24 protein-coding genes and 1 other annotated feature are annotated in these 26,886 nt (G+C 46.4%); of the genes, 1 reads left to right on the forward strand and 23 read right to left on the reverse strand.

Annotation, left to right across the window (positions count from 1 at the left end; all coding sequences use genetic code 11):
* Positions 1-31: 31 nt before the first annotated feature.
* The 7 genes from nagZ to ERX40_RS11215 all read right to left on the reverse strand — a co-directional run bounded on the left by nagZ (position 32) and on the right by ERX40_RS11215 (position 7,616).
* A complete protein-coding gene (gene nagZ / locus ERX40_RS04565; RefSeq protein ID WP_133417311.1) occupies positions 32-1,153 on the reverse strand; it encodes a beta-N-acetylhexosaminidase in 1,122 nt (373 codons plus the stop codon).
* A gap of 63 nt (positions 1,154-1,216) precedes the next feature.
* Positions 1,217-2,953 (reverse strand): ABC transporter ATP-binding protein, encoded by a 1,737-nt coding sequence (locus ERX40_RS04570; protein WP_133417312.1) that lies wholly within the window; start codon positions 2,951-2,953, stop codon positions 1,217-1,219.
* A complete protein-coding gene (locus tag ERX40_RS04575) occupies positions 2,953-4,692 on the reverse strand; it encodes an ABC transporter ATP-binding protein (RefSeq protein WP_133417313.1) in 1,740 nt (579 codons plus the stop codon). Before ERX40_RS04575 ends, ERX40_RS04570 begins: the two co-directional genes overlap by 1 nt.
* Before the next feature lie 270 nt (positions 4,693-4,962).
* Positions 4,963-5,631: a RadC family protein gene (gene radC, locus ERX40_RS04580; RefSeq protein ID WP_133417314.1), complete on the reverse strand. Its 669-nt coding sequence runs from the start codon at positions 5,629-5,631 to the stop codon at positions 4,963-4,965.
* On the reverse strand, positions 5,631-6,284 hold the full coding sequence (locus ERX40_RS04585; RefSeq protein ID WP_424960721.1) for a prepilin peptidase: 654 nt from the start codon (positions 6,282-6,284) through the stop codon (positions 5,631-5,633). The genes radC and ERX40_RS04585 overlap by 1 nt, the downstream gene beginning before the upstream one ends.
* A 296-nt stretch (positions 6,285-6,580) precedes the next feature.
* Positions 6,581-7,429, reverse strand: a complete 849-nt coding sequence (locus ERX40_RS04590) for an NAD(P)-dependent oxidoreductase (protein WP_424960717.1) — start codon at positions 7,427-7,429, stop codon at positions 6,581-6,583.
* A 43-nt stretch (positions 7,430-7,472) separates the two neighbouring features.
* Entirely contained in the window at positions 7,473-7,616 is a 144-nt protein-coding gene (locus ERX40_RS11215; protein ID WP_165980660.1) for a hypothetical protein, read from the reverse strand.
* A gap of 114 nt (positions 7,617-7,730) precedes the next feature.
* On the opposite strand from ERX40_RS11215, the gene ERX40_RS04595 reads away from it, so the two are divergent.
* The gene (locus ERX40_RS04595; RefSeq protein WP_133417317.1) at positions 7,731-8,099 is read left to right on the forward strand and encodes a thiol-disulfide oxidoreductase DCC family protein; all 369 of its coding nucleotides are present in this window, start codon (positions 7,731-7,733) and stop codon (positions 8,097-8,099) included.
* A 213-nt stretch (positions 8,100-8,312) separates the two neighbouring features.
* Here the strand turns inward: ERX40_RS04595 and ERX40_RS04600 are convergent, their stop codons facing one another.
* From ERX40_RS04600 to tig, 16 genes are all read right to left on the reverse strand, one after another.
* Positions 8,313-9,077, reverse strand: coding sequence for a hypothetical protein (locus ERX40_RS04600; protein ID WP_133417318.1), 765 nt, complete (start codon positions 9,075-9,077; stop codon positions 8,313-8,315).
* The gene (locus ERX40_RS04605) at positions 9,067-9,405 is read right to left on the reverse strand and encodes a PadR family transcriptional regulator (protein ID WP_133417319.1); all 339 of its coding nucleotides are present in this window, start codon (positions 9,403-9,405) and stop codon (positions 9,067-9,069) included. The genes ERX40_RS04600 and ERX40_RS04605 overlap by 11 nt, the downstream gene beginning before the upstream one ends.
* A gap of 449 nt (positions 9,406-9,854) precedes the next feature.
* On the reverse strand, positions 9,855-11,234 hold the full coding sequence (locus tag ERX40_RS04610) for a YfcC family protein (protein WP_133417601.1): 1,380 nt from the start codon (positions 11,232-11,234) through the stop codon (positions 9,855-9,857).
* A gap of 119 nt (positions 11,235-11,353) precedes the next feature.
* Complete coding sequence (locus ERX40_RS04615) at positions 11,354-12,616, reverse strand: bifunctional folylpolyglutamate synthase/dihydrofolate synthase (RefSeq protein ID WP_133417320.1); 1,263 nt, start codon at positions 12,614-12,616, stop codon at positions 11,354-11,356.
* A 9-nt stretch (positions 12,617-12,625) separates the two neighbouring features.
* Complete coding sequence (locus tag ERX40_RS04620; protein ID WP_133417321.1) at positions 12,626-15,250, reverse strand: valine--tRNA ligase; 2,625 nt, start codon at positions 15,248-15,250, stop codon at positions 12,626-12,628.
* Positions 15,251-15,299: 49 nt separating this feature from the next.
* Positions 15,300-15,503 (reverse strand) — a binding site (T-box leader).
* A 15-nt stretch (positions 15,504-15,518) separates the two neighbouring features.
* On the reverse strand, positions 15,519-16,559 hold the full coding sequence (locus ERX40_RS04625) for an AbrB family transcriptional regulator (RefSeq protein WP_133417322.1): 1,041 nt from the start codon (positions 16,557-16,559) through the stop codon (positions 15,519-15,521).
* A 271-nt stretch (positions 16,560-16,830) separates the two neighbouring features.
* Entirely contained in the window at positions 16,831-17,253 is a 423-nt protein-coding gene (locus ERX40_RS04630; protein ID WP_133417323.1) for a hypothetical protein, read from the reverse strand.
* Between the two features lie 144 nt (positions 17,254-17,397).
* A complete protein-coding gene (gene hemL, locus ERX40_RS04635; RefSeq protein ID WP_133417324.1) occupies positions 17,398-18,675 on the reverse strand; it encodes a glutamate-1-semialdehyde 2,1-aminomutase in 1,278 nt (425 codons plus the stop codon).
* A complete protein-coding gene (hemB, locus tag ERX40_RS04640; RefSeq protein WP_133417325.1) occupies positions 18,675-19,655 on the reverse strand; it encodes a porphobilinogen synthase in 981 nt (326 codons plus the stop codon). The genes hemL and hemB overlap by 1 nt, the downstream gene beginning before the upstream one ends.
* Positions 19,645-20,349: a uroporphyrinogen-III synthase gene (locus ERX40_RS04645; protein ID WP_133417326.1), complete on the reverse strand. Its 705-nt coding sequence runs from the start codon at positions 20,347-20,349 to the stop codon at positions 19,645-19,647. The genes hemB and ERX40_RS04645 overlap by 11 nt, the downstream gene beginning before the upstream one ends.
* Entirely contained in the window at positions 20,330-21,259 is a 930-nt protein-coding gene (hemC, locus tag ERX40_RS04650; protein WP_133417327.1) for a hydroxymethylbilane synthase, read from the reverse strand. Before hemC ends, ERX40_RS04645 begins: the two co-directional genes overlap by 20 nt.
* Positions 21,260-21,269: 10 nt before the next feature.
* A complete protein-coding gene (locus tag ERX40_RS04655; RefSeq protein WP_133417328.1) occupies positions 21,270-22,103 on the reverse strand; it encodes a cytochrome C assembly family protein in 834 nt (277 codons plus the stop codon).
* 4 nt (positions 22,104-22,107) lie between these two features.
* Complete coding sequence (gene hemA, locus ERX40_RS04660) at positions 22,108-23,439, reverse strand: glutamyl-tRNA reductase (protein ID WP_133417329.1); 1,332 nt, start codon at positions 23,437-23,439, stop codon at positions 22,108-22,110.
* Between the two features lie 71 nt (positions 23,440-23,510).
* Entirely contained in the window at positions 23,511-24,098 is a 588-nt protein-coding gene (gene yihA / locus ERX40_RS04665) for a ribosome biogenesis GTP-binding protein YihA/YsxC (protein WP_133417330.1), read from the reverse strand.
* A gap of 53 nt (positions 24,099-24,151) precedes the next feature.
* On the reverse strand, positions 24,152-25,405 hold the full coding sequence (clpX, locus tag ERX40_RS04670) for an ATP-dependent Clp protease ATP-binding subunit ClpX (protein ID WP_133417331.1): 1,254 nt from the start codon (positions 25,403-25,405) through the stop codon (positions 24,152-24,154).
* 131 nt (positions 25,406-25,536) lie between these two features.
* Entirely contained in the window at positions 25,537-26,820 is a 1,284-nt protein-coding gene (tig, locus tag ERX40_RS04675) for a trigger factor (RefSeq protein ID WP_133417332.1), read from the reverse strand.
* Positions 26,821-26,886 lie beyond the last annotated feature (66 nt).

Raw genomic sequence — 26,886 nt, forward strand, 5'->3', positions numbered from 1 at the left:
TAACACCTCATTACAAGTTTTTGACTATTAGTTACAGAATAGCATATTTTGATTTCAACCGAAGAATTTTTTGGACATTTTCATCAATTTGAGAAGCCTTGATGTCACCGCTGTGTACCTTGGCAGCGATTGCACCGACCAGCTGATCCGCATCTCTGATATTCGAGCCGATCAGCACCATCGTATTCCCTGCCTGAATGGCCATCACAGCAGCCTCCGCCTGGCCGTAACCATTAGCAATCGCCCCCATCGCCATATCATCCGTAATAACGACGTCGTGAAAACCCAGCTGCTGCTGGAGCAGGCCCGTCGTCACAGCACGTGACAGTGAACTCGGCTTATCATCCAGCTCTGACAGCACGATATGGGACACCATCATCATATCAACTTCATCCTTCAGCTTCCTGAACGGCACCAGCTCCACTTTGTCAAGCCGCTTCATATCTGCATGACTGACAGGCAGCGCGTGATGTGAGTCAAGCAGTGTATCCCCGTGACCCGGGAAGTGTTTGCCTACTGTCACAATGCCTTCTGACTGGATGCCCCTGTTAAATGCACGGGCGTATGCCGTCACCGCTTCAGGTGTTGTGCCGAAGCTGCGGTCACCGATCACCTTGTTCGCCGGGTTCGTCCATATATCAAGTACGGTCGAGAAGTCCAGGTTGAAGCCTAACTGCTTCAGCATCCGGCCGTTCCAGCTGCCCGCCTGATAGACATAACCTTTATCACCTGACTGAGCCATCAAAAAAGCAGGCGGTGTGTTTCCCATCTCTGCAGGGAGACGGTTGACGCTGCCCCCTTCCTGATCCACACCGATAAAAGGCGGGATATCGCGCTGAACGTCAGCGATCTGCTGATTGAGCTTCAGCACCTGTTCTGCTGAACTGATGTTACGGCTGAAGAGAATCACACCGCCCAGTTTATGGTCCAGTCTATCTTCAAGTTCCGCTGATACTTCAGTGCCATCGAATCCTAGAATCAGCATCTGATATATTTTTTCCTCGAGTGTCATCTGGCTGACTTTCAGACCCTCAAGATCAATGGCGGGCAGTTTCTTATATTCAAAGGACTTCATTTCCTTTACGGACTGATACTGACGCTGACAGCCCGCAAGACACATAAGCAGTAGAATTAATAATAGTAGTTTTCGCATATAAACTCCTCAGAAAAAAGGTAATTGCCGGCCGGCAATCACCTTTAATATAACATGATTCAGTTAGTTTTGGGCAGACTGCAGCTGATACATCTTCGCATACTGACCACCCAGTGTGATAAGGTCACGGTGATTACCCCGCTCTACGATCTGTCCTTTGTCCAGTACAATGATCTGGTCTGCATTTTTAATGGTGGAAAGGCGATGAGCGATGATAAATGTCGTCCGGCCCTCTTTCAGTACATCCATAGCCTGCTGAATGATGGATTCCGTCTCTGAGTCAATGCTGGCAGTCGCTTCGTCCAGTATCAGTATGGCGGGATCAAAGGCCAGGGCACGCGCGAAAGATATCAGCTGACGCTGGCCGCTCGACAACGTATTCCCCTTCTCAATGACGGGTGAGTCGATACCAAGTTCAAGACCATCCAGCACCCGGTCACCTCCCACCGCATCCAGTGCGGCTATTGCCCGTTCGCGGCTGATCTTATCATCATCTAACGTGATATTGCTTAGAATCGTACCGCTGTACAAGTAGGGATCCTGCAGCACAATGCCCATATGACGACGAAGTGATGCTTTTGTCACCGTTCTGGAATCAACTCCGTCCATGAGGATGCGTCCCTTAGTCGGATCATAGAACCTGAACAGCAGATTCATGATGGAACTCTTTCCAGACCCAGTGTGACCGACAAGGGCGACGGTCTCACCGCGGCGCGCATGGATATCAATATTTTTCAGCACATATTCATGGTCTTTGTAGGCGAATGAGACATCTTCGAATACCACATCTCCGTCCAGCTGGCTGACTTCACTCTTCTCAGTGATTTCAGCCGGTTCATCCATCATCTCATAGACGCGGTCAGCCGATACCCTTGCCTGCTCCAGCACACTCAAGTTATTGACCAGATTATACATCGGATTGAAGAGTCGGGTCAGATATTCCACAAGCACATACATCATACCTGCAGTCAGTGCACCTTCTCCGCTTAAGAATGTTGAACCGAAGACATAGATCATGACAGCGAAGATCAAGGAACGAATCGTCCCCATCAAATTATGACTCGTCAGTGAATCCAGCTGAATGATACGTGAATAATTGCGCAGATAATCTTCATTCAGCGCATTGAACTCCTGCTGAATCTTGGCCTCCTGATTGAACGCCTGAATAATGGTCATGCCGTTGATGGATTCATTCAGCATAGCATTCATATCACTGTTCTTCTCACGTGTGACGCGGTTATACTGCTCCGACAGTCTCCGGTAGAGCGCAAGCCAGGCAATCAGCATAGGCACAACAAGAAAAGCTGCGATACCGACTTTCCAGTTGAAGAAGAATATCGCGATGATGATTGCAATGATATTCACGAAACCTGACAGATAGGTCGGCAGCAACACGGTGAAAAGCTCAAGGATCGTCTGTGTGTCGTTCGTGATCCGTGCGACGACTTTGCCGGCCGGCAATGTGTCAAAGTACCTGATCGGCAGCTGCTGCATCTGATTGAACAGCTTATTACGCAGATGCATGATGACATTCGACCCTGCATTCTGAAAATAAAGTGTCTGATAGTAGCTGAATACCGCATTGAAAAGAGCTACAACTGCATAGACAGCGAGGAGCTGTAGAATCGGTGCTATGTCAATCGCACCGTCTGCGATCCGAACATGGTCATCAATGATCTTCATGGCAATGACCGGACCGATCAATTCCGCGATGACTGCACCGAACAGAAAGATAAAGCCGATGATAAATAATCTCCTGTAGCGCAGAGCTTCCTGAAATAAACGCTGTGTAATCGACATTACATCTCCTCCTTCCTAAGCTGCTGGCGATTGAACTGATCCAGATACCAGCCGCTCTGTTGAATCAGCGCCTGATGCGTCCCCTGCTGAACGATTTCCCCGCTATCCAGAACCACAATCAGATCCGCGTGCCGGACAGCTGATAGACGGTGGGTTGAAATGAGGGTGGTCTTACCCTGTCTTGACTGCTGGATGTGCTCGATAATCGCTGTCTCTGTCTTCGCATCAACTGCCGAGAGTGAATCATCCAGAATCAGAATAGCCGGATTTTTGATCATGGCACGCGCGATGGAGATCCGCTGCTTCTGACCGCCGGAAATGGCGATCCCTTTCTCACCGACCAGTGTATCAAGGCCTTGCGGCAGACGCTTCACATCTTCAGTGAAGTTTGCGAGTTCAATGGCGTGCGCAAGCTCCGCCTCCGTCGCATCCGGACGACCGAACAGAATATTCTCTCGCACGGAGCGTGAGAATAGAATGTTCTCCTGTGAGACATAACCGATCTTCTCGCGTACCTGATGTTTCGACAGCTGCTGAATATTGAGACCTCCGATCGTGATATGACCTTCCCCGACGGGATATTCCTTCAGAATCTGACGGATCAATGTCGTCTTTCCGCTTCCCGTCGGACCGACTATTCCGAGTGTCTGCCCTACACCGAGCTCAATAGTGACAGCCTTCAGATTGACCTGTTCGCTCGTCGGATATCTGAAATTGACCGCATCGAACGACACATGGTGATCCGGTGCGACGAGCGTGTCCACTGAATCCTCCATCATATCCTCTGCGTCAAGCACTTCTCTCACACGGTCAAGCGAGGCATTCCCTCGCTGCATGATATTGAACAGAAGACCGATCGCAAACATCGGCCAGACCATCATGTTCAGGTAGACATTGAACGCAATCAGTTCACCGATAGTGATCTCACCACGGTTGACCAGTATACTACCGTAACCCAGCGCAATGATAAAGCTGACCATCGTCACGATAATCGTCAGCGGCTTGAAGAGCGCATCGAGACGTTCAACGGCCATAAACTTATCAACGACATCTGTCGTCATCCGAGTGAAACGACGGTTAAGATTATCCTCCTGAGCAAACGCACGTGTCACACGGATGCCTTCAATCGATTCCAGAACATCATCATTCATATCGCCGAATGCATCCTGACTGACCGTATAGCGCTTATGTATCATCTTCCCGAGACGCTGCTCGATAATAGCGAGTAACGGCAGTGGCAGCATCGCAAGGATTGTCAGTTTCCATGACACCAGGAAACCCATCATCAGAATAATGGTTATCAGAAACGTCGTACTATCAATCAGCGTGAGTATCCCGAAGCCGACCGTCTGCCGAATAGCACTCAGGTCATTGGTGGCACGGGCCATCAAGTCACCCGTCCGGTTCTTCTCATAGTAACTCGGACTCATGGACAGGAACTTCGCCATCAGCTTACGCCGCATCAGACTCTCCAGCAGCTGTGAACCATTGAACAGCAGGTAACGCCAGGCATAATGGATGAAGTAACCAACCACAATCAGAACCCCGAAAACAGCGAGTATTTCATAAAAAACAGTCTTCGTCAGTTCTCTGTCCGTGATCAGGTCAATCGTCTTACCGATGAGCCACGGCGGCAGAACTTCAGTGACATTGGCAATCAGCAGAAGGATAACTGCTCCAATATAGCGTTTCCGCTCCTGCTTGAAGAACCAGCCTAACTTAAATAGTACATCGAACATCAAAATTCCCCCCTTGAATTCCTCATAGCGAACACAAAAAAGCACATACCTCCCCTGCTGGAAAGCATGTGCTTAACAATGGAAGAGAGACTCCCCCACGTCCATTTCAGTGTGACGAATATGAGGAGGATAGATTAACTTGTAATAAAAAATGCTGATTGCTGTTACGCATTGTAATCTCCTCCTTTTCGTATTTTCAATATTATCATAATTCAAAATATTGACCGTAGCAATACTTTTTTTCGTTTTCCGAAATACTTTACAAAAAATTTACAACAGACCTTTCTCCTTGATGCTGACAAACACGCCGTCACCGATGATGATATGATCCAGTAACTCAATGCCGAATAATGTGCCGCAGTTGATCAGCCGCTTCGTCGCCTCGACATCCTCGACAGACGGCGTCGGGTCACCTGACGGGTGGTTATGACAGACGATGATATTCGCCGCTGACCTTCTCACCGCTTCTCTGAACACTTCTCGCGGATGGACGATGGATGCATTGAGCGAACCTTTGAAGATGACCTGCTCATGAATGACAACATTTTTCGTATTCAGGTAAATTGCAATAAAATGCTCCTGGGTGAAATAACGCATCCGTTCCATCAGAAGGTCCGCCACACATTGCGGCGACTTGATTTTCACCCGGTCTTCCAGTGAATGCGTATGCATACGGACGGCGAGCTCAATCATCGCGAGCATCGTCACTGCCTTCTTTTCACCTATTCCTCTGATATCGCGCAGCTCCTGCAGCGTCAGATAACGCATGTCACGGATATTGCCCATAGATACCAGTAGCTTATTCGCTACTTCAAGCACTGATTCGTCCTTGCTGCCGGTATTGATGATAATGGCCAGAAGCTCTTGATTGGTAAGCTGCTCGGCACCATAAGTCATCAGACGTTCACGTGGCTGGTCCTGTTTTAACATTGCTAGCATCAGATAAATCCTCCAAAGTAGATAGTATAGAACTCATCGTAGAACTTGAGCACAAGAAGTGTACTGACTGTGATAAAGGGAATCAACGGCACTTTCTTCAGGTCTGTCTTGTAAGAGAGAAAGAAGATAACAGCGATACCGCCGATAAAATAAGTGAGCATAAAGATAAGCAGGAAATAAGGCGTAGGCAGAAAAAGAGCAAAAAGCGAGAACAGCTTGATATCACCGTAACCAATGCTGCGTGTCAGCAGGTAAAAAAGATGAAGCAGAATAATCATGAGAACCGCACGGAACATGTGAGAAAAGTCGAATAGCAGATTAAACTGGATGAAAAGCAGCAGACAGCCGAGAAGCAGCAGCATATGATCGGGCACTTTAAAATGGTGAATATCATAGATGGCGAGTGGAATCAGGAAAGAAATAAAAGCCGCTGATAAAGCGACCGCCTGCCCTGTAGAGATAAAAACCAAAAAGAGTGTGGCGAATAGCAGTTCAGTGAGCACGATAAAAAAAGGGATTGAAGCGTGACAATGATTACAGCGGCCCCGCTGAACGAGATAGCTGATAACGGGCACCAGTTCAAACCACCGGAGATCATGCCGGCAACTCTCGCAGCAGGAACGCCTGAACAGAGAATCCTGGCTATAGGTCAGACAGAGCATAAAAGAACCGATAAAACTTCCGACAATGGCAGCAAGCATATTTCACCTCTCTTCTCATACTTTCACTATAAAAGAGAAAGAAAAAATTGTAAAAAAGCAGAAAAAGACCAAATGAAGATAAAACGGCTGCAGATTCTGATGAAAAAGAGAACGTTTATCAGAATCTGCTTGAAAATAGTGAAATTTGAAGAAAAACAGGAGATGAGATGATGTTCGAGATAATATAAGGGGGTATGGACATTAAACGCTCTTTATCAGCCATAAAAAAACTGAGCTGCTCGCTCAGTTCAAATATATCGGTTGATGATCGTCTGCGTACCGTCATTCTTTTTCTGTTCATCGGACAGGTCATTATAAAGTTCATAGGCAAGCTGAAGACCAGGCAGCTGAATTCCCATTTTCTCTGCTTCACCAAGCACTATCTTCATATCCTTCAGGAAATGATGGGTATAGAACCCCGGCTTAAAATCACCAGACAGCATACGCGGCGCTAAGTTCGATAACGACCAGCTGCCGGCAGCGCCTTTTGAAATTGTTTCAAGCACACGTTCGACATCCAGTCCAGCAGACTTCGCATAATAAAGACTCTCAGCCACCCCGATCATACCAGAAGCAATCGCTATCTGATTGGCCATCTTAGTATGTTGTCCACTGCCTGCAGGTCCAAAGTAAGAAACACTGTTACTGAAGCTCTGAAGAAGCGGTTCAACCCGGTAAAAAACTTCCTGCGCACCACCGACCATTGTCGACAGTGTGCCGTTCTGCGCTCCGACATCTCCACCGCTGACCGGCGCATCAAGCACAAAGATCCCTTTCTCTTCAGCAGCACGTGCAATCTCAGACGCAAGCTCCGGACTTGAAGTCGTACAGTCAATCAGCACCTGCCCCTGTCGCCCGTACTCAATCAGTCCATCTTCGCCGAGATACATCTGTCGAACATCGTCCGGATAACCAAGCATGGTGAAGATCACTTCTGCCTGCTCAGCCACCTCGCGAGGATTTTCACACCAAACGGCGCCATCCTCAATCAACTCCTGCGCTTTTAATTTCGTACGATTGAATACATATAACTCGCCCTCAAGAAACTTCGCCATACTCGCACCCATCACACCCGTACCAATAAAACCGATCTTCATTTTCATTCCTCCTCTGATTACAGCTTTAAATCATCGAAATAACTCAGTCACTCATATAATCCAGCATGTACGAAATACTAGCTGTGTCCTGCTGCTCTTCTAGAATCAGGACATACGCTTCCAGCCAGTCAATCCTGTCGTCAGTTGTCGCAATATAACCATCTAAAATCATCGTTAAATATGCCATCACTTTCCAAGTGGCTATCACTCCTTTCATTTACTGTCATTATAGCATCCGATAGGCAATACATTATAGCTCAGTGAGATAAAGTGAGATAATGACAGAGGGAGAGGATATAACATGAATATTATATTTTTTGATGATAACTGTCTGATCTGCAACAGCTTCGTCAGACTACTTATTAAACTGGATAAGAAAGACCAGCTCTACTTCGCCTCCTTAAAATCAGGGACAGCAGAGGAACGATTGGATGACAGATTTTCACAGATCGACAGTGTCATCTACTCAAAGAATAACCGTGAATATCTCTACAGTGATGCAGTGATAGAAATCCTGCTGGATCTGAACGTCAAAGTGAAGTTCCTGAAACTTATACCGAAAAAAATCAGAGACGGTCTTTATCATTTCGTAGCGCGCAATCGTCACCGGCTGAAGAAACAGAAATGCGAGCTGCCGGATGCGAGGATGAGAGAGAAAATTCTGAGATGAACTCATCCAAACTTTTAGTTTCCTATTAGATCTGAAGAAATCATTCTTTTGTTTTTGCTCATTCAGTGCAGATAAATGGCAGTAACTTTAACGACAGGTTCAGCTCCATAACATAACCCCCTTACTACTGGAAATAGTAAGGGGGTCTTTATGCGGGCTAATTGTTACGATCTTTACGACTCACCCAGTACTTATAGAAAGCGGGTCAATATATCAACTATTCTTCTTATATCTCGCATAAAACGCCAGTGCGCCGACTAATGCCAGTACGGTCAATATCAGCGTGATTGCTGTTGAGACGTTGATGTATTCCTTGCTTCCCGGTGCTGCATCTGTCATCGTATTCGCAAATAAGTCAGGCAGCACAAGGTAGACAAGTACACCGATATAGAACCACTGATAGAAATAGAGGCAGACGAGGATGAAGACGACGGACAGTATGACACCCAACCAGAATATGGTACTCGCCTCCATGACAATCACTGACTCGCCATCATATTCTCTGAGCAGAAATTCACCGGCCAGAATAATCAGGAATCCGCCCAGGGCGACAAGGATAGGCGCGATATACCCTTTTTTCGAATTGCCGTATTTCTTCAGCATCTCAATCAGCACCCACAGCTCAAGTGGTAACAATACGAAGGTCAGTAAACCATAAAAAATAATACGATACATCGACAGGTCCAGCTGGCCTGATACCATCCTCGGGATCAGGAAAAAGGCAACTATCGCGAATAATGCCCCGATAACCATCTTGATTATCCTTTTATCAAAAGCCATCTCTTTTGAAATTGTCTTGATGTAGTGATTGACTGAACCACCTGTCACGTCATCGACATTCTCGCCCCGTTGTTCAGCCTCATGCAGATGGTCCCTCAATTCGTCAACCACTTCTTCAATTTCGTCCTCTTTCTTACCACGCTTTAATAATTCCAGTCTCAGGCTCATCAGAAACTGTTCTGATTTCTCACTCAGCATCTCCAACACTCCTCATTAAATTGTTCATTCCGAGATTCAGTTCCACCCATTTTTTCTTGAAAACTGTTAGCTCTGACATTCCCACTTCAGTTATGGTGTAATACTTCCGTTTCGGTCCACCGTTGTCTGACTTCACCATCCGGGTACTGACATAACCTTTCTTATCCAGCCTGAGCAGCACGGGATAAATACTGCCGTCACTGACCTCAGGAAACTCATTGTGCTTCAGCCGTTCAATGATTTCGTAACCGTAAGTCTCTCCCTGTGATATCAGACCCAGGATAGCTCCGTCCAGAAGACCTTTCATCATCTGATCATGCACCGCCACAGTTCAGCACCTCCTACTCATTTATAACGAAAGATAGTAGCGCAAAAAATAGCAGATGACTATCTTGTCATATACTATAGTATAATGAAAGATAAAGTACAACTATCTTTTAAACGTTAGTATAAATTTTAATCTCATTGGTTGAACCGAATGGGATGCTTTAAAAGAAAGCAAGTGCCGACATCTGCTTCTCTCTTTGATGTCTGATTCATTTCTTCGGCTGATAAACGCAGTAAGGTTCTGATTCCATGTAATCTCCGGTCGCGGCGCGAAGCGAACACAATGCCGTCAACACCTTTGTACGGCCGAGACTGTGGCCATCAATACTGAATAGTCACAACACATCAGTGGATCCCTACCTGTCAACACTAACATCGGGCCGTTCCACCGGATCCTATCCCTACTCCAACGACAAAAAAATCAGAGACTACATCCAGTCTCTGATTCATCTATATATTCATATAAATAATCATCGCCACCATGCAGATGACTGCCCATAGTACAATGATCTTCCAGACGAACTTAATCCACGTGGTATAAGGAATGCGGGCCACGGCGAGTGCGCCCATCAGTGATGCGGATGTCGGGATAATATTATTGCTGATGGCATCACCATACTGGAAGGCGAGGACAGCAAGTTGGCGATTAATACCGAGTAAATCTGATATCGGTACCATAATCGGCATGGTGGTCATCGCCTGACCTGAACCTGATGGAATAAAGAAGTTCAGGAACAGCTGTGTCACAAACATGGCAATAACTGAAAATGCTGCCGGCAGATGATCAATGACTGCTGTCATATGATAGACGATCGTATCAATAATCTTGCCTGATTCCAGAACCAGTACGATAGCGCGGGCAAATCCGACAATAATCGCACCATACAGGATATCTTTCATCCCCTCTATCAAGGCATCAAATGTACCGTTGCCACCCAAGCCGCCGATGAAGCCGGCGATAATACCCATGATCAGAAAGTTCGCGCTCATCTGCATAAGGAACCATTCATATTTAAAAATACCGTAAACATTTACGATGACAGCAAGGGTAAGACATAATAAAATCAGTGCATGTCTTGCTGTAAAAGCACTCATATCCTTGATCTGTTCCTCAAATCGTTCGTCATTGGCCGCTCTCATCTCAGGCGTAATCAGGCTATACTTTTTATCAGCCTTAACCTTCTTACCATAATAAAGTACGTAGGCAATCCCTGATGCCAGTACAAGCAGATAAACAATCGTTCGGAAGAAGATACCTGAGAACAGCGGAATTTCAGCAATCTTCTGCGCAACACCGACCGTAAATGGATTAATCATGCCTCCTAGGAAACCGATACCGCTGCCCAGTATAATCATTGCTGTTCCGACCATCGCATCATATCCTAGTGCTTTGGCAAGCAGAATACCGATCGGCACAAAGACAATTGCTTCTTCACTTAATCCGATTGAGAATCCCAGTATGCTGAAGACAATCATCGTGACCGGTATCAGCATATTCCCCTGCCTGCCGACTTTCTTCATCATCGCATTGACACCGGCATTGATGGCATCGGTCCTATGGATGATACCGAACGCACCTCCGACGATAAAGATATAGAAGACAATTTCAGCCGCTTCCACGAGGCCTGTCGGCACCGCTCTGAATATTTCTATCGGGCTGACTGGCTGCTGCGCTACGTTATGAAACGAATCACTGATGACCTGCTGCCTGCCGTCCACTTTCTCCCGGTCGTATTCACCGGCCGGTATCAGATATGTCATGACACAGGCAAGAGTTACTAAAAACAGCAATAACGCATACGTATGTGGCATCTTCAGATTTTTCCCCATCAATCTAACAACCCCTCTGATTTTGTATACATTTTCATTTCCCTATTTCTGCGATTCTAAGTAAATGACAGCAAAAAAAATAACGAGTAGCTGGATGCTACTCGTTGTTTTCATTCAATTTAACTTTTCAGATAGGCTTTCACTGCACTGATGAAGTACAGACTGCCTGTGACAAGCAGCAGGTCTCCCTCATACTGTCTGATGAATTCACCGTAGTCCTTGACCTGCGTCTTACAGTCATGTTCAACAGCCTCATAGATCGTATCGACTGGCAGTGCTTTCGGGAAATCAAATTCCGTCACATAGAACTTGTCAGCAATCTCTTCAAGTGAATACAGCATACTGCCGATTGGTTTACCGTCTATTGCTGAGAACAGCACATCGATTTTCCGGTCACTGTAATACTGCTTCATTGTATCAACCAGTACGTCAATCGATTCACGGTTATGCGCACCATCCAGGATGATGGTCGGTTCTGTCTGAATGATTTCAATACGGCCCGTCCATGTTGTCTCCTCGATTGCTGCAATCATCTTATTGAAATCAAGCTGAATCATTTTCTGCTCATACATATCAATCAATGCCGCAATAGCGAGCGAAGCGTTCTCCTGCTGGTGTGTGCCCAGCATTTTCAGTCGGATGTCTTCCAGTTCATAGTCCTTATAACGGAACGTGAATTCCTCGTCGGCCGTTACACACTGAATATCCCGGCCAAGCTTGATGCCTCTAGCACCTTCTTCCTTGACAGCATCGTTGATATAGTGCTTCGCATCTTCATTCTTCACTGCATAGACAAGCGGTATACCCGGCTTGATAACGCCCGCTTTTTCCCGGGCGATGTCCACATATGTGTCTCCCATGATATTGGTATGGTCAAGACCGATACTTGTAAGCAGCGTCATCACCGGCTTAAACACATTGGTTGAATCATGTTTTGCACCGAGTCCTGCTTCAATCACCGCGAAATCAACCGGATGCACCTCACCGAAATAGACGAACATCATCATGGTCATCACTTCGAATTCTGTTGCCGGCCCGAGATCTGTCTCCTCAGCCAGCGCTTCACTGACCGGCTTCACTTTCTCGACCAATATCACAATCTCATCATCTGTAATCGGCATACCGTTCAGACTGATACGCTCATTGAACGTCTCAATATAAGGAGAAGTGAATGTCCCGACTTCGTAACCATTCGCCATCAGTGCATTCTTCAGGTAACTGACAGTCGATCCTTTGCCGTTTGTGCCGACCACATGGATACCCTGAATGTTCTTCTCAGGGTTCCCCGTCCGGTCAAGCATCCATTCCATCCGTCTGACACCCGGTTTAATGCCGAACTTCGTCCGCTCGTGTATCCAATATAAACTCTCTAAATAATCCATAGCTGATCCCTACGCTTTCAACTGCTCAAGTCTTTCTTTCACTGCTCGATATCGTTCAGTATAAAGTACCTGTTTCTCTTTCTCTTCGTTGATCACTTTCTCAGGTGCTTTCGAGACAAACTTCTCATTTGCAAGTTTGCCATTTACACGGTCCAGTTCTTTCTGCCATTTTTCCAGTTCTTTATTCAGACGCTCACGTTCCTTATCCATATCGATGAGACCTTCAAGCGGCAGAATGACTTCTGCACCGAAGACAGCTGTTGTCATCGCTTTCTCAGGCACTTCCGGTGACAATGAAACTACAAGTTCAGATGGATTACAGAAACGGTCGATATAGTGGCGGTTGCTTTCAATGTTGTTGAGATGCATATCATTGTGCGCTTTGATCAGCACCGGAATCTCTTTTGACATCGGTGTGTTCACTTCTGTACGTGACGTACGGACAGCGCGAATGATCTCCATCAGCTGTTCCATCTCGTGCTTGGATGCATCATCAGTTAACTCAGGACGGACAACCGGCCAGCTTGCACGGACGATGGATTCACCTTCGTGCGGCAGGTTCTGCCAGATGGCCTCAGTGACGAACGGCATGAACGGATGCATCATACGCATGATCTGATCAAGCGTGTAAGCCAAGATTGAACGCGTCATCTGTTTCGCTTCCTCGTCGTCACTATTCATCGGAATCTTGCTCATCTCGATGTACCAGTCACAGAAGTCATCCCAGATAAAGTTATACAGGCTGCGTCCGACTTCACCGAATTCATATTTATCAGCAAGACGTGTCACTTCTTCAATCGTCTCATTCAGACGTGTCAGAATCCATTTATCAGCAACTGACTTCTTACCGTCAAGCTTGATATCCTCTACACTGAAGTCCTCACCGATATTCATCAGGCTGAAACGGGATGCATTCCAGATCTTATTGATGAAGTTCCAGCTTGCTTCCACTTTCTCTGTCGAATAACGTAAATCCTGTCCAGGTGTTGAACCTGTCGCCAGGAAATAACGCAGTGCATCTGCACCGTACTCATCGATGACATCCATCGGGTCCACACCATTGCCGAGCGATTTACTCATCTTGCGGCCGTCTTCCGCACGGACAAGACCGTGGATCAGTACTTCATTGAACGGACGACGGTCAGTGAACTCAAGTCCCTGGAAGATCATACGGGCAACCCAGAAGAAGATGATATCATAACCAGTCACAAGGACGTTAGTCGGATAGAAGCGCTTGAAGTCAGCTGCATCTTCGTCCGGCCAGCCGAGTGTTGAGAACGGCCATAATGCGCTTGAGAACCATGTATCAAGAACATCTTCGTCCTGCGTCCAGTTATCAGCATCCTCAGGTGCCTGTTCACCTACATATACTTCACCTGTCTCCTTATGATACCAGGCTGGAATCTGATGGCCCCACCAGAGCTGACGGGAGATACACCAGTCATGGATCCCTTCCATCCAGCGGTTGAAGGTATTCTCGAAGCGCGGCGGTACAAAATCGATGCGGTCATCCGTCTGTTGATTGTCAAGTGACTGCTCAGCTAATGGTTCCATCTTGACGAACCACTGAGTGGACAGGTAAGGTTCAACGACTGCACCGCTGCGCTCAGAGTGCCCCACCTGATGGACGTGCTTCTCAACTTTGACGAGTTCACCAGATGCTTCGAGGTCCTGCACCAGCTGTTTACGGCAGTCAAAGCGGTCCATACCAGCATACTTACCTGCTTTGTCGTTCATCGTGCCGTCCTCATTCATGACATTGATGCGGGGCAGATCATGACGGTTACCGATTTCGAAGTCATTCGGGTCATGAGCCGGTGTTACCTTCATTGCGCCCGTACCGAATTCCATCTCAACGTAGTCATCCCCGATAATCGGTATCTCACGGTTCATGATCGGCAGCATGACTGTCTTACCGATCATCTCCTTGTAGCGTTCGTCTTCCGGATGGACGACGACTGCTGTATCCCCGAGCATCGTCTCAGGACGCGTTGTCGCGATTTCAATGACCCCTGAACCATCAGCAAGAGGATAGTTCATATGATAGAATGCGCCTTCCACTTCTTCGTGGATAACCTCGATATCACTGAGCGCTGTACGTGCTGCAGGATCCCAGTTAATGATGCGCTCACCACGGTAGATCAGTCCCTTGTTATACATCTCGACAAATACACGCTTAACGGCGTCACTTAAGCCGGCGTCCAATGTAAAGCGCTCACGGGAATAATCAAGACCGAGACCCATCTTCGCCCACTGCTCACGAATGGTCGCAGCATATTCCTCTTTCCATTCCATCGTATGTTCCAGGAACTTCACACGTCCGATATCATGACGGCTTATCCCCTCTTCGCGTAGCTTCGCTTCTACTTTGGCCTGTGTGGCAATTCCTGCATGGTCCATACCCGGCAAGTACAATGTATTGTAGCCCTGCATGCGTTTCATACGCGTGATGATATCCTGCAAGGTCGTATCCCAGGCATGACCGATATGCAGTTTACCTGTTACATTCGGTGGTGGTATCACAATCGTGAACGGCTGCTTATCATCATGATCTTCAGCCTTAAAGAGCTCAGCATCAAGCCATTTCTTGTAACGTCCTTCTTCAACTAACTTGGGATTATACTTCGTATCCATATCATTTTCCTCCAGTCGTATTATCAGCAAAATAAAAACCGCCCTATAGAAATAGGACGGGAATAATCTCGTGGTACCACCTAAATTCAGCCGAGGCTGCACTTAAAACGATTAACGCTCGAACACGCTTCAGCCTACTTGATTTCAGCAGAAGAACAGCTGCGGGCTACCTTCCGTCATAAATGCTGCATAGTTTCACCGGCCCTATGCTCTCTTGAAAGACATTTAAGTACGTACTCTTCCCGAAATTATATTAATTTATTTCATCTTAGCTGATTTGACCACCCTTGTCAAATCGCTTCAGAACAACCTGCAGCAGGGGGGCAATCACCAGCAGAATAAAGAATATACGAAAGATATGGTAGCTTGAGATCATTGCAATATTGCCCCCAGATTCCAGTGCAACGATAATGATCTGGGCCATCCCACCTGGAGCCAGACTTAAAAACAGATCATTGAAATCATGGGCACTGAAAAGAAATGCAAGAATGAATGTCACTACAATCAGCAGGGTATTCTGCACTGCTATTCCGATGAACAGTCTGGCTGAGAGCTGGCTTGACAGGTCTACAACCTGAAGTCCTATTCTCACACCGAACATCAGCTGTGCCGCAGCAATCAGTGCATAAGGTACGGAAAATACCTCTCCTGTCATCAGGTTCCAGACAGTCACTGCAAAAATAGGCGCCAGAAGCTGGGGTACTGGAAAATGTATCCGACGTAGCAGCAGAAAGACGGCTGTGATCATCGCTGCCATGAACCCGACTTCATCCCAGTTCAGCACGTCAAATACCGACTGTGCACGCTGTGTCTGACCTGTCACGTCTCCTCCACTGAATGATGCGATAAAAGGGACGCTCATCACAACGAACAGCAGGCGTGACGTCTGTGACAAAGTCACAGCAAGCAGATCCGCCCGTTTATTTTCTTCCGCCATGACAATCATCTGACTAAGTGCTCCAGGAATGGCACTTAACACTGCCGTTTCATAGGTACAGTCTGTAATTCTTCTGAAAATCAGTGATAGAATAACCGCCGCGCCAATGATCATGATATTCAGCAGAATAATACTGAACAGATCGTTTCGTATATCCTTCAGTACATGCATAGTGAAAGTCGCACCAATCTGTGTCCCTAATATAAACAGTCCGAGGTCCCCGAGAAATCTAGGCCATCTAATGGTTTTACTGCTTGTTCTACTGACTGAGACAGCTGCCAGTATAGGACCGAACAGCCAGGGCAGGAACATTCCTATTTTCATCAGTACATAGCCGGATATAACTGCGACAATTACTACAATAGTTGTCATTTGAACACTTCCAGTCGTTTAAAAGATGGTAATCAGGTTATATAACATTATAACCTTATAAGGAGGCTACGCCTATGATCAGATACGCAGGAGGTACAACGGGTTGTTTATTCTCGATTATCATTTCAGTTGTTCTGTCGATCATTCTTACATTATTACTTAATTTCATCTTTTAATAGAAAAACAGATTTAATCGTGAATCTGTTTTTTTATGTCTATTTTTAGGAATATAAAAAAACCGTGAACTTAAGTTCACGGTTAGCAGCTGTTATTATGCAGCTAAGTCAAAGTTAACGATTGATGCTAAATCAAATCCACCAGCGTTTGCTTCTTCAGTTGTCGCTTCTTCAGTTGTCGCTTCTTCTGTAGTTGCTTCTTCAGTCGTTGCATTTTCTGTAGTTGTTTCTTCAGTTGAAGTCTCTTCTTTTTTATCATCTTCTTCGTTGTTACACATGTTTAATAAGAACGGGATAGCTAAGAGAAGTAATAATAAAGGAATCAACCAAGGCCATGGACTTTTCTTTTTAGGTTCTTCATGAGCCACGTGACGAGTTTCACGAGTTGTAGTTGTTTCTTTAACTCGGTCCCCAGCAGCACGGTTAGTGTTGTCCGCTGTGTGAGTGACGTGACGATCACGCTCTGAGTTGTAGATTACATCTTTGTCATTTCTGTTGTTGTTATTGTTGTTAGCCATTTGACTTACCTCCACTTGGATTTAGTTTTGTTTGTAAAATTTTATTTACATGAATAATATTGCCTGTATCCAGAGAATTAAACATAAATTTTTCAAAAAATTTTTTAATTTTATGTTTTTAAGTTATTTCATTGCTCAAAAGCCTTATTTGACGGCATTCAGAGCTTTGTCAAATGCATCTAAAGTTTTTTCGATATCTTCTGAAGTATGCTGTGTAGAAAGGAACATCCCTTCGAATTGTGACGGTGGAAGGAAGATTCCGTTCGCTGCCATCTCCTTGTACATCGCTGCAAATAACTTCAGATTCGACTGCGAAGCGACCTCAAAATCAGTCACATCCCGGTCATTTAGGAAATAGCCGATCATGCTGCCGGCGCGATTGATCGTGATCGGCACATCATGCTTAGCAAAGACTTCCTTCAGTCCTGCTTCCAGCTGGTCGCCGAGTTGATTGAAGTGTTCATAACTTTCAGGTGTCAGCTGACTGAGTGTATAGTAGCCCCCTGTCATCGCAAGTGGATTACCGCTCAGAGTACCTGCCTGATAAATATCCCCTGCAGGTGCAATGCGCTCCATAATCTCTTTACGGCCACCGAAAGCACCGACCGGCAGTCCGCCGCCGATTACTTTCCCGAGACAAGTCAAGTCAGGCATGACATTGAAATAGCCCTGTGCACAGTTGTAGCCGACGCGGAATCCTGTCATCACTTCATCGAATATCAGCAGTGCACCGTATTCTGTCGTAATGTCGCGCAGACCCTGCAGAAAGCCTTCTACCGGCGGTACGACCCCCATATTACCGGCAACAGGTTCAACGATGATACAGGCAATATCGTCACCAAACTTCTCAAAGGCCGTCTTAACTGATTCTAAGTCATTGTAATGAACGGTAATCGTGTTCTCTGCTGTGCCTTTCGGTACACCTGGAGAGTCCGGCAGTCCAAGAGTCGCGACACCTGAACCCGCTTTGATCAGCAGGCTGTCACTATGCCCGTGATAGCAGCCAATGAACTTAAGGATCTTGTTACGTCCAGTGAAACCACGTGCTAACCGCAGTGCAGCGAGCGTCGCCTCAGTCCCGCTTGATACCATACGGACCATCTCTATAGAAGGCACACGTTCGATGACCAGCTCAGCCATCTTCGTCTCAAGTTCAGTCGGTGCACCGAAACTTGTCCCTTGCATGACAGCCTTCGTCAGCTCTTCAGTCACCTTGTTATCCGCATGACCTAAAATAAGCGGACCCCAGCTCAGGACATAATCGATATATTCATTGCCATCAATATCATAGATTTTTGAGCCTTTTCCTTTTTCCATGAAGATCGGATCCATGTCGACACTTTTGAATGCACGGACCGGGCTGTTAACACCACCCGGCATCACTTTGACTGCTTCCTGGAATGCTTGTTCTGATCGATTCATTAGTAGACTCCTCTATCTAAGTATTTACAGATATCTTTTGAGAAATAAGTGATGATCATATCTGCACCGGCCCGTTTCATTGAAATCATCTGTTCCATGACGATGCGTTCCTCATCAATCCAGCCGTTCTGTGCAGCTGCCTTTGTCATAGCATATTCGCCGCTGACGTTATAGGCGACAACCGGGATATTGCTGTTATTGCGGACATCGCGGATGATGTCAAGATAGCTTAACGCCGGCTTCACAATCATCATATCGCAGCCTTCAGCGAGATCACTTTCAAGTTCACGCATCGCTTCAAGACGATTGGCAGGGTCCATCTGGTAACCTTTACGATCACCCTGTCCCGGTGTGCTCTCAGCCGCATCACGGAACGGTCCGTAGAATGCCGATGCATATTTGATGCCGTAGCTCATGATCGGAATATGGTAAAAGCCTGCTTCGTCGAGACCTGCACGGATGGCCTGCACGAAGCCGTCCATCATGTTGCTCGGCGCGATAATGTCAGCGCCTGCTTTCGCCTGTGATACAGCGGTCTTGACGAGCAGTGGGAGCGTGTCGTCATTGATGACGTGTCCATGGTCATCAATAACGCCGCAGTGTCCATGGTCCGTATATTCACAGAGACAGGTATCTGCCAGCACCAGCATATCGGGATACAGTTCTTTTGACAGGCGCGTTGCACGCTGGATAATCCCGTTGTCGATAAATGCACCCGTGCCGCAGCCATCTTTTTCATTCGGAATACCGAAGAACATCACGGCGCGGATACCCGCGTCGTAAGCTTCTTTCAGTTCTTCGTGCAGCATATTCAGGCTGAGCTGATAGACCCCTGGCATAGAAGGCACTTCATTTCTGATGTCATCCTTTTCGATGACGAAGATCGGATAGATCAGATCCTTCTTGGAAAGTGTCGTCTCTCTTACCATATCCCGCATCACTGCTGAACTTCTTAAACGTCTGTGTCGGTCAAAATTCATTCCATTCCCTCATTTCAGTTATTTTAGCTATCATCTGTTCTTTTGTGGCAGTTTCCGGCATGACGCATGGCTGCCGGTACCGGTCGAGTGCAGCTTTTGTCACAGGACCGATAGCTACAACCGGTATGACTACCGGCTGATAATGCTTAAAATAAGCATCTACAGCTGACGGACTCATAAAAGTCAGTGCGTCCACCTCTCCGTCTACAATCATATCATGAATCCTCAGAGCCGCCGACTGAGATGCAACAGGCCTGTATAACTCAATGCGATCGACCTGCCCTCTCGCTGCAAGAAAGCGGTGTAAAGGCGGTCTTGCTTTCACACTTACCGGCAGGCAGCAGCTGCAGCCATCAAAGCGACTTCCCGCTTCAGCTATAAACGTCTCCTGATCGAAGACAGAAGGCATAAAATCTGCTGTCAGTCCTTTTGCCTCTAAAGACTTTCTGGTCTTCGTACCGATGACCGCCAGCCGGTCGAATGTGACATCGCTGTAATTGTCGAAGAATATCTCCACGGCATTTTTGCTCGTCAAAATAAGCCAGTCATAGTGACGATGCAGATAGTCACTTTGAACGGGGAGCTTTTCAATACCGATCAACGGTATGTGAACAACTTCAACATCGTCTGTCTGTGTTTTTTCACTATCAGTCATCACTACAACTGGCTTCATTTTATCGACTTCCTTCTGCATTAAGTGCTTCAATGATATCGTACGCACCGTTCTCTTTCATCTCCCGGGCGACCTTTGCCCCCATCTCAGCTGCATCAGTCCCTCGTACCTCACTTTCGTAGCGGTGTCTGCCGTCAGGTGACATGATCAGGCCGCGGAAATAGAGTTCGTCGCCTTCTACAACCGCATGTCCGGCAATCGGGACCTTGCAGCTGCCGTCCATCAGTCTGAGGAATTCCCGCTCCACTGCTGTACAGCGTTCGACATCCTCATTATGAACTGCTCTTAATATGTTCAGAACTTCCTTATCATCTGCCCGGCATTCAATACCTAGGGCCCCCTGTCCGATAGCAGGTAACATCACATCATCTTCCAGGTATTCAGTAACTGTCTCTTCGCTCCAGCCCATACGTTTCAAACCTGCTGCTGCCAGGATGATCGCATCGTATGCATCGTTATGAAGTTTGTTAAGTCGTGTATCGATATTACCGCGGATCCATTCGATTTTAAGATGCGGATATTGACTCAACAGCTGTGCACCTCTTCTAAGGGAACTGGTGCCAACGACACTGCCTGCCGGTAGATCTTTCAGCTTCACATGATTGTTCGAGATGAACGCATCACGTGGATCTTCACGGTCTGGAATACAGCCGAGCGTCAGCCCTTCAGGCAGGACACTTGGCACATCCTTCAGCGAGTGTATCGCGATATCGATTTCTTTATTGAAGAGTGCCTGCTCGATCTCTTTGACAAACAGACCTTTTCCGCCCACTTTGGAAAGCTGGACGTCAACAATCTGATCACCTTTTGTCACAATCTCCTTGAATTCAACTTCCAGGTCCGGGAATCTGGCCTGCAGTGAATCCGTGAACTGCTTACTTTGTGTAAGTGCAAGCTGACTTCTTCTCGTACCGACAATAATCTTCACTATGATAATCCTCCTAATTGATCAGTTGATGGAAATCTGAATATCTGCTGATGACCAGATAATTGACCATGCAGATCAGAAAAAAGATGATATTGATCTCCATCATAATATTCATTTTCTGTTTCTGCTGTGTAGATAGATAGATATAGCTGGCATAGATCAACAGGACAAGAGTCGAACCGACCACCTTGCTATCCAGCCAGATGGAAGGACCGATCAGTATCAGTCCCCATTGAATCCCCAGCACAAGTGAGATGAGCAGGAGACCGAATCCGACCATGCTGAACAAATTGACCGAACGGCTGAGAGATGCGAGATCACTCAGGCGGAAGAACTTCTGAGAGAACTTCTTCTGTTTAAGGTTACGCATCTGATACAGGTAGAGTACCGCCTGAATAGCCGCGATCAGAAACGTGACATACGCTGTAATCGCCAGAGTCACATGCACCATCAGCAGCTCATTCATCATATGAGAGACCGTCGTATGAGACTGATAGTCAACCGGCTGGAACGTATGGATCGCCATGAAGATAAAGCCGATGAGATTCATGATAAAGGCGAGAAACTCCATGCGCGTGGTCTGCGCCATCACAATTGATGCAATGATGATCAGCCAGGTGAAGAAGTAAAAACCTTCTGTAATGGTCTGGACCGGAAATCTGCCTATCGTGAAATAGAACTGAGCGATCATCAGGGTCTGTGACACGAATACGGCGACCAGAATGATAAAACCGATTTTCCTGATACGATTGTTCTTGTCAATAAAGTCTATGAAATAACAGGCAATACTTATCATATAAATGAAAAGTATTGCCTCGTTGATTCGGACAGTCAGTAATTCAGACATCTACTCACCCATTTCTTGGTTCAAGCTGTCCCTGCATCTGCTTATCGTCATTTAATTTCAGTGTCTCCACTTCATTCGTGATATTAAATATTTCCTGGAAGAACTGCAGCTGCTCCTCACGGTTACTGCTGCCGCTCAGTTCCTTCGCCTGCTGAATCGGATCTTTCAGCATCTGATTGATGACACTCTTCATATGTTTGGAGATCACTTTGCGGTCGCGGTCAGATAAATCAGGCATCTTGCGGTCGATGCTGTCCATCGTTGTCTCCTGAATACGCAGCGCTTTATCACGAAGAGCTGTAATAACCGGCACAACACCGAGCATATTGACCCAGTCAAGAAACTGGATGATCGCCAGCTCTATCATACCGGTGATTTTACCCGCTGCTTTCTCGCGTTCAGCTAGGTTAGCATCGACAAGACCTTTTAAATCGTCCACATCGTAGTTGAAGACAAGGTCAACATCACCTACAGCGGGATCAACATCCCGAGGTACCGCGATATCGATGAGCACTAAAGGATGCGCCGGTCTTAACCTCATAACCTGGTCCATCATCTCTCTCGTGATGATGTAGTCCCGTGCACTGGTTGAAGAGATGACGATATCATGCTCAAGCAGTGCACACTGAAGTTCCTCCATAAGCACATGCTGACCACCGAAACGGCCGGCAAGTGTACGCGCTTTTTCTGCCGTACGGTTCATCACCGTGATATCCTGTGCACCGCTGCCTGCCAGATTCTCAAGCGCGAGCTCAGCCATTTCACCGGCACCGATGATCAGGATGCGCTTTCCTTTAAGTGAACCGAGAATCTTCTTTGACAGTTCAACCGCTGCATATGACACAGACACTGCTTTTGATGAGATATCCGTCTCTGAATGCGCACGTTTGGCGAGCGTGATTGCCTCTTTGAATAATTTGTTGAAGATGGTTCCTGTTGCACCCTCACTCTGTGCCAGCAGGAAGCTGTCACGGATCTGGCCAAGAATCTGCGTCTCACCGAGAACGATGGAGTCAAGACCAGCTGTTACCCTATAGAGATGTCTGACTGCTTCGTCGTCCACTTTGACAGTCGTCACGCTTTTGACTGTATCAAGTGGCAGGTCGAACCAATCAGCAAGGAATGCTTTAATATAATAACGTCCTGTATGGACCTGATCGACTACCGCATAAACTTCAGTCCGGTTACAAGTCGACACAATAACCCCTTCCAGTACTGATTTCTGATTGATCAGTGCTGAATGGGCTTTTTCAATATTCATTTCCGAAAAAGTCAGCTGCTCTCTTAAGCTGACGTCTGCTGTTCTGTGATTGACACTCACAACAACAATATGCATTTCTGTCGCCCCCAAAATATAGCCATTGCTCCTATTATAGCACTAAATGCCCCCGCTGTAACAGGATGTGTTTACAAATATGATTCAATCGCCTGCCAGATCAGTGGGTTCTTTTCCTTCGACAATGACGAATAGCTGATCAATGTATCATGGCTGTCGATTTCCAGAGTCTGTCTGATTGCTTTCAGATGTTTCTGCACCTTGCCCTTCGGAATTTTGTCCTCTTTCGTCGCGATGATGATGGCCGGAATCTCATAGTGCTTCAGGAAATCATACATCAGGACGTCATCCTGCGTCGGTTCATGGCGGATATCGATGAGCTGAATGACGACTGCCAGATCTTCACGTGTCGTGAGATAGGTCTCAATCATCTTGCCCCAGCGTTCACGTTCAGTCTTGGAGACTTTGGCGTAGCCGTAGCCCGGTACATCGACAAAGACGAGCTGCTCGTCAATATTGAAGAAGTTCAGGGTCTGGGTCTTACCGGGTTTCGATGAAATTCTGGCCATACTTTTTCTTTTGATCATCGTGTTGATAAATGATGACTTACCGACATTCGAACGCCCGGCCAGTGCGACTTCCTTCAGTCCGGTATCGGGATACTGCTCAGGCTTGACCGCACTGATGATGATCTCTACATTATTCGGATTAATATCCATGGTGCTCCTCCTTTAAAAAAGCCTCATAGGTATAAACCTATGAGGCTCATGCATTAAGCTGTTTTAATACGTTCACTGTTCTCGTCATAAAGTTCCGGCTTGACGGATTCACGAATCGTCTCTTCTGTGATGACGACTTTCTTTACTTTATCTTCTGATGGGATATCGAACATGATATCCATCATGCTCTCCTCGATAATGGAACGAAGTCCTCGAGCCCCTGTCTTACGTTCAATCGCCAGTTCACTGATCGCTGTCAGCGCTGCATCAGTGAATTCCAGTTCGACACCGTCCAGTTCAAGCATTTTCTTGAACTGTTTGACGAGCGCGTTCTTCGGCTGAACAAGTATACGCTTCAGCGCATCCACATCCAGCTGCTCAAGATTCGCAACGACTGGAATACGGCCGATGAATTCCGGGATCAGACCATAAGCCTGTAAGTCTTCCGGTTTGATCTGCGACAGTAACGTCGATTCGTCGAAGTCTCGTTCCTTAATACCTGTGAAACCGATGACTTTCTCACCGAGACGACGCTTGATCACTTCATCAATGCCATCAAAGGCCCCGCCTAATATAAAGAGGATATTCGTCGTATCAATCTGAATGAACTCCTGGTTCGGATGTTTACGCCCACCTTGTGGCGGCACAGATGCTACAGTACCTTCCAGAATCTTCAGGAGTGCCTGCTGCACACCTTCACCTGAAACGTCACGTGTAATAGAAGTGTTCTCTGATTTGCGGGCGATCTTATCGATTTCATCGACATAGATGATCCCTTTTTCAGCACGTTCGATATCGAAGTCCGCTGCCTGAATCAGACGGAGAAGAATATTCTCGACGTCTTCACCGACATAACCTGCTTCAGTCAGACTCGTTGCATCCGCAATCGCAAATGGCACATTGAGTGAGCGTGCCAGTGTCTGCGCAAGTAAGGTCTTACCACTACCTGTCGGTCCGATCAGCGCGATATTACTTTTCTGCAGTTCAACTTCATCCTCTTCAGATGGCGCCGGCTGCACGACACGTTTGTAGTGATTATAGACTGCCACAGCGAGTGCTTTCTTCGCTTTGGTCTGACCGATGACATATTCGTCTAATCGTTCAAGCAGTTCTTTCGGCTTAGGTACTTCTGTCAGTTCCTCTGTGTCAGTGGTGCGCAGTTCTTCCTCCACTATCTCTGAACACAGCTCGATACATTCGTTACATATATAAACACCGCTTCCTGCCACCAGTTTCTTGACCTGATCCTGGTCTTTTCCGCAGAAAGAGCATTTTAAATTACTGTCATCTTCGTCAAATTTAAACATAGTTACACCCCTGTCTTAAGAAAAATATACTAAAGTCACTAATTGAATGCAAATGATTAAACTGAAAGAGAATCCACAGACTTAAGCTGCAGATTCTCTTCCGAATATTCATCTATCATTCAGTCAGAAACTTACTTAGTTTTTGATTCTGAAACTAATACGTCGATTGCTTTCTGAATACGAAGGTCGTCTTTTAATACTTCCGCACTACCTAAAGCGGCACGGATATCATCAACTGATAAACCGAACTGTTCGCTCATCTTAGAAAGTTCAGCTTCAACATCTTCGTCTGAAACTTCAATATTTTCAGCATTGGCGATAGCAGCAAGTGTCAAGTTTGTTTTAACACGTTTTTCTGCATCTTCAGACATGCTTTCTTTTAACTGCTCTTCAGTCTGTCCTGAGAACTGGTAGTAAAGATCTAAGTTAAGACCTTGCTGAGAGATACGTTGTTCGAATTCCTGCATCATGCGTCCCAGTTCTGTTTCCACCATTGACTGAGGAATGTCGATTTCAGCGTTATCTGTCGCTAAGTTGATAAGCGCTTCTTTTGTCATATTCTCAGCCTGAACTTTCTTCTGTTCAGCTAAGTCACTGCGGAACTTTTCTTTGTATGCATCTGCAGATTCTGCTGACTCATCAAGCTCTTTCGCTAACTCATCGTCAAGTTCAGGGACTTCTTTGGATTTGATCTCGTTGATTTTCACTTTGAATACTGCCTCTTTACCTGCTAATTCTTCTGCATGGTATTCTTCAGGGAATGTCACGTTGACGTCTTTCTCTTCGCCGGCTTTAGTACCGACCAACTGTTCTTCGAATCCTGGAATGAACTGGCCTGAACCGATTTCAAGATCATATCCTTCAGCTTTTCCGCCTTCGAACTGCTCGTCGTTCACATAGCCGTCGAAGTCTAAGTTAACGACATCGCCTTCAGCGACTTCGCCGTCTTCTTTGACAGTCAGTTCAGCTTTACGAGAAAGTTCAGCATCTAAAGCACTCTGGAATTCTTCGTCAGTGAGTTCAGATTCCTGAGCTTCAATTTCAAGACCTTTATAGTCGCCAAGTCTCACTTCTGGTTCAACTGTCACTTTAGCCGTGAAGATCAGTTCCTGACCTTTTTCCATCTGCTCGATGTCAATCTCAGGGCGGTCAACCGGATTGATACCCGCTTCTTCTACTGCGTTTGCATATGCATCCGGTAAGATGAAGTCAAGCGCATCCTGATATAAAGATTCAACACCGAAACGTTGTTCGAATAATGGACGCGGCATTTTACCTTTACGGAATCCCGGTACATTGACTTGTTTCACTACTTTTTTGAATGCTTTATCTAATCCTGAATTTACTTCTTCAGCAGGAACAGTAACCGTAAGTACGCCTACATTTCCTTCTTGTTTTTCCCATTTTGCTGTCATGTGTGATAACCTCCAGATTTTTTTCAACTCATTTATTATAGCATAATCTTACCCTTGTTCAACCAT

Source organism: Macrococcus carouselicus, assembly GCF_004359515.1.
Classification (GTDB): domain Bacteria; phylum Bacillota; class Bacilli; order Staphylococcales; family Staphylococcaceae; genus Macrococcus; species Macrococcus carouselicus.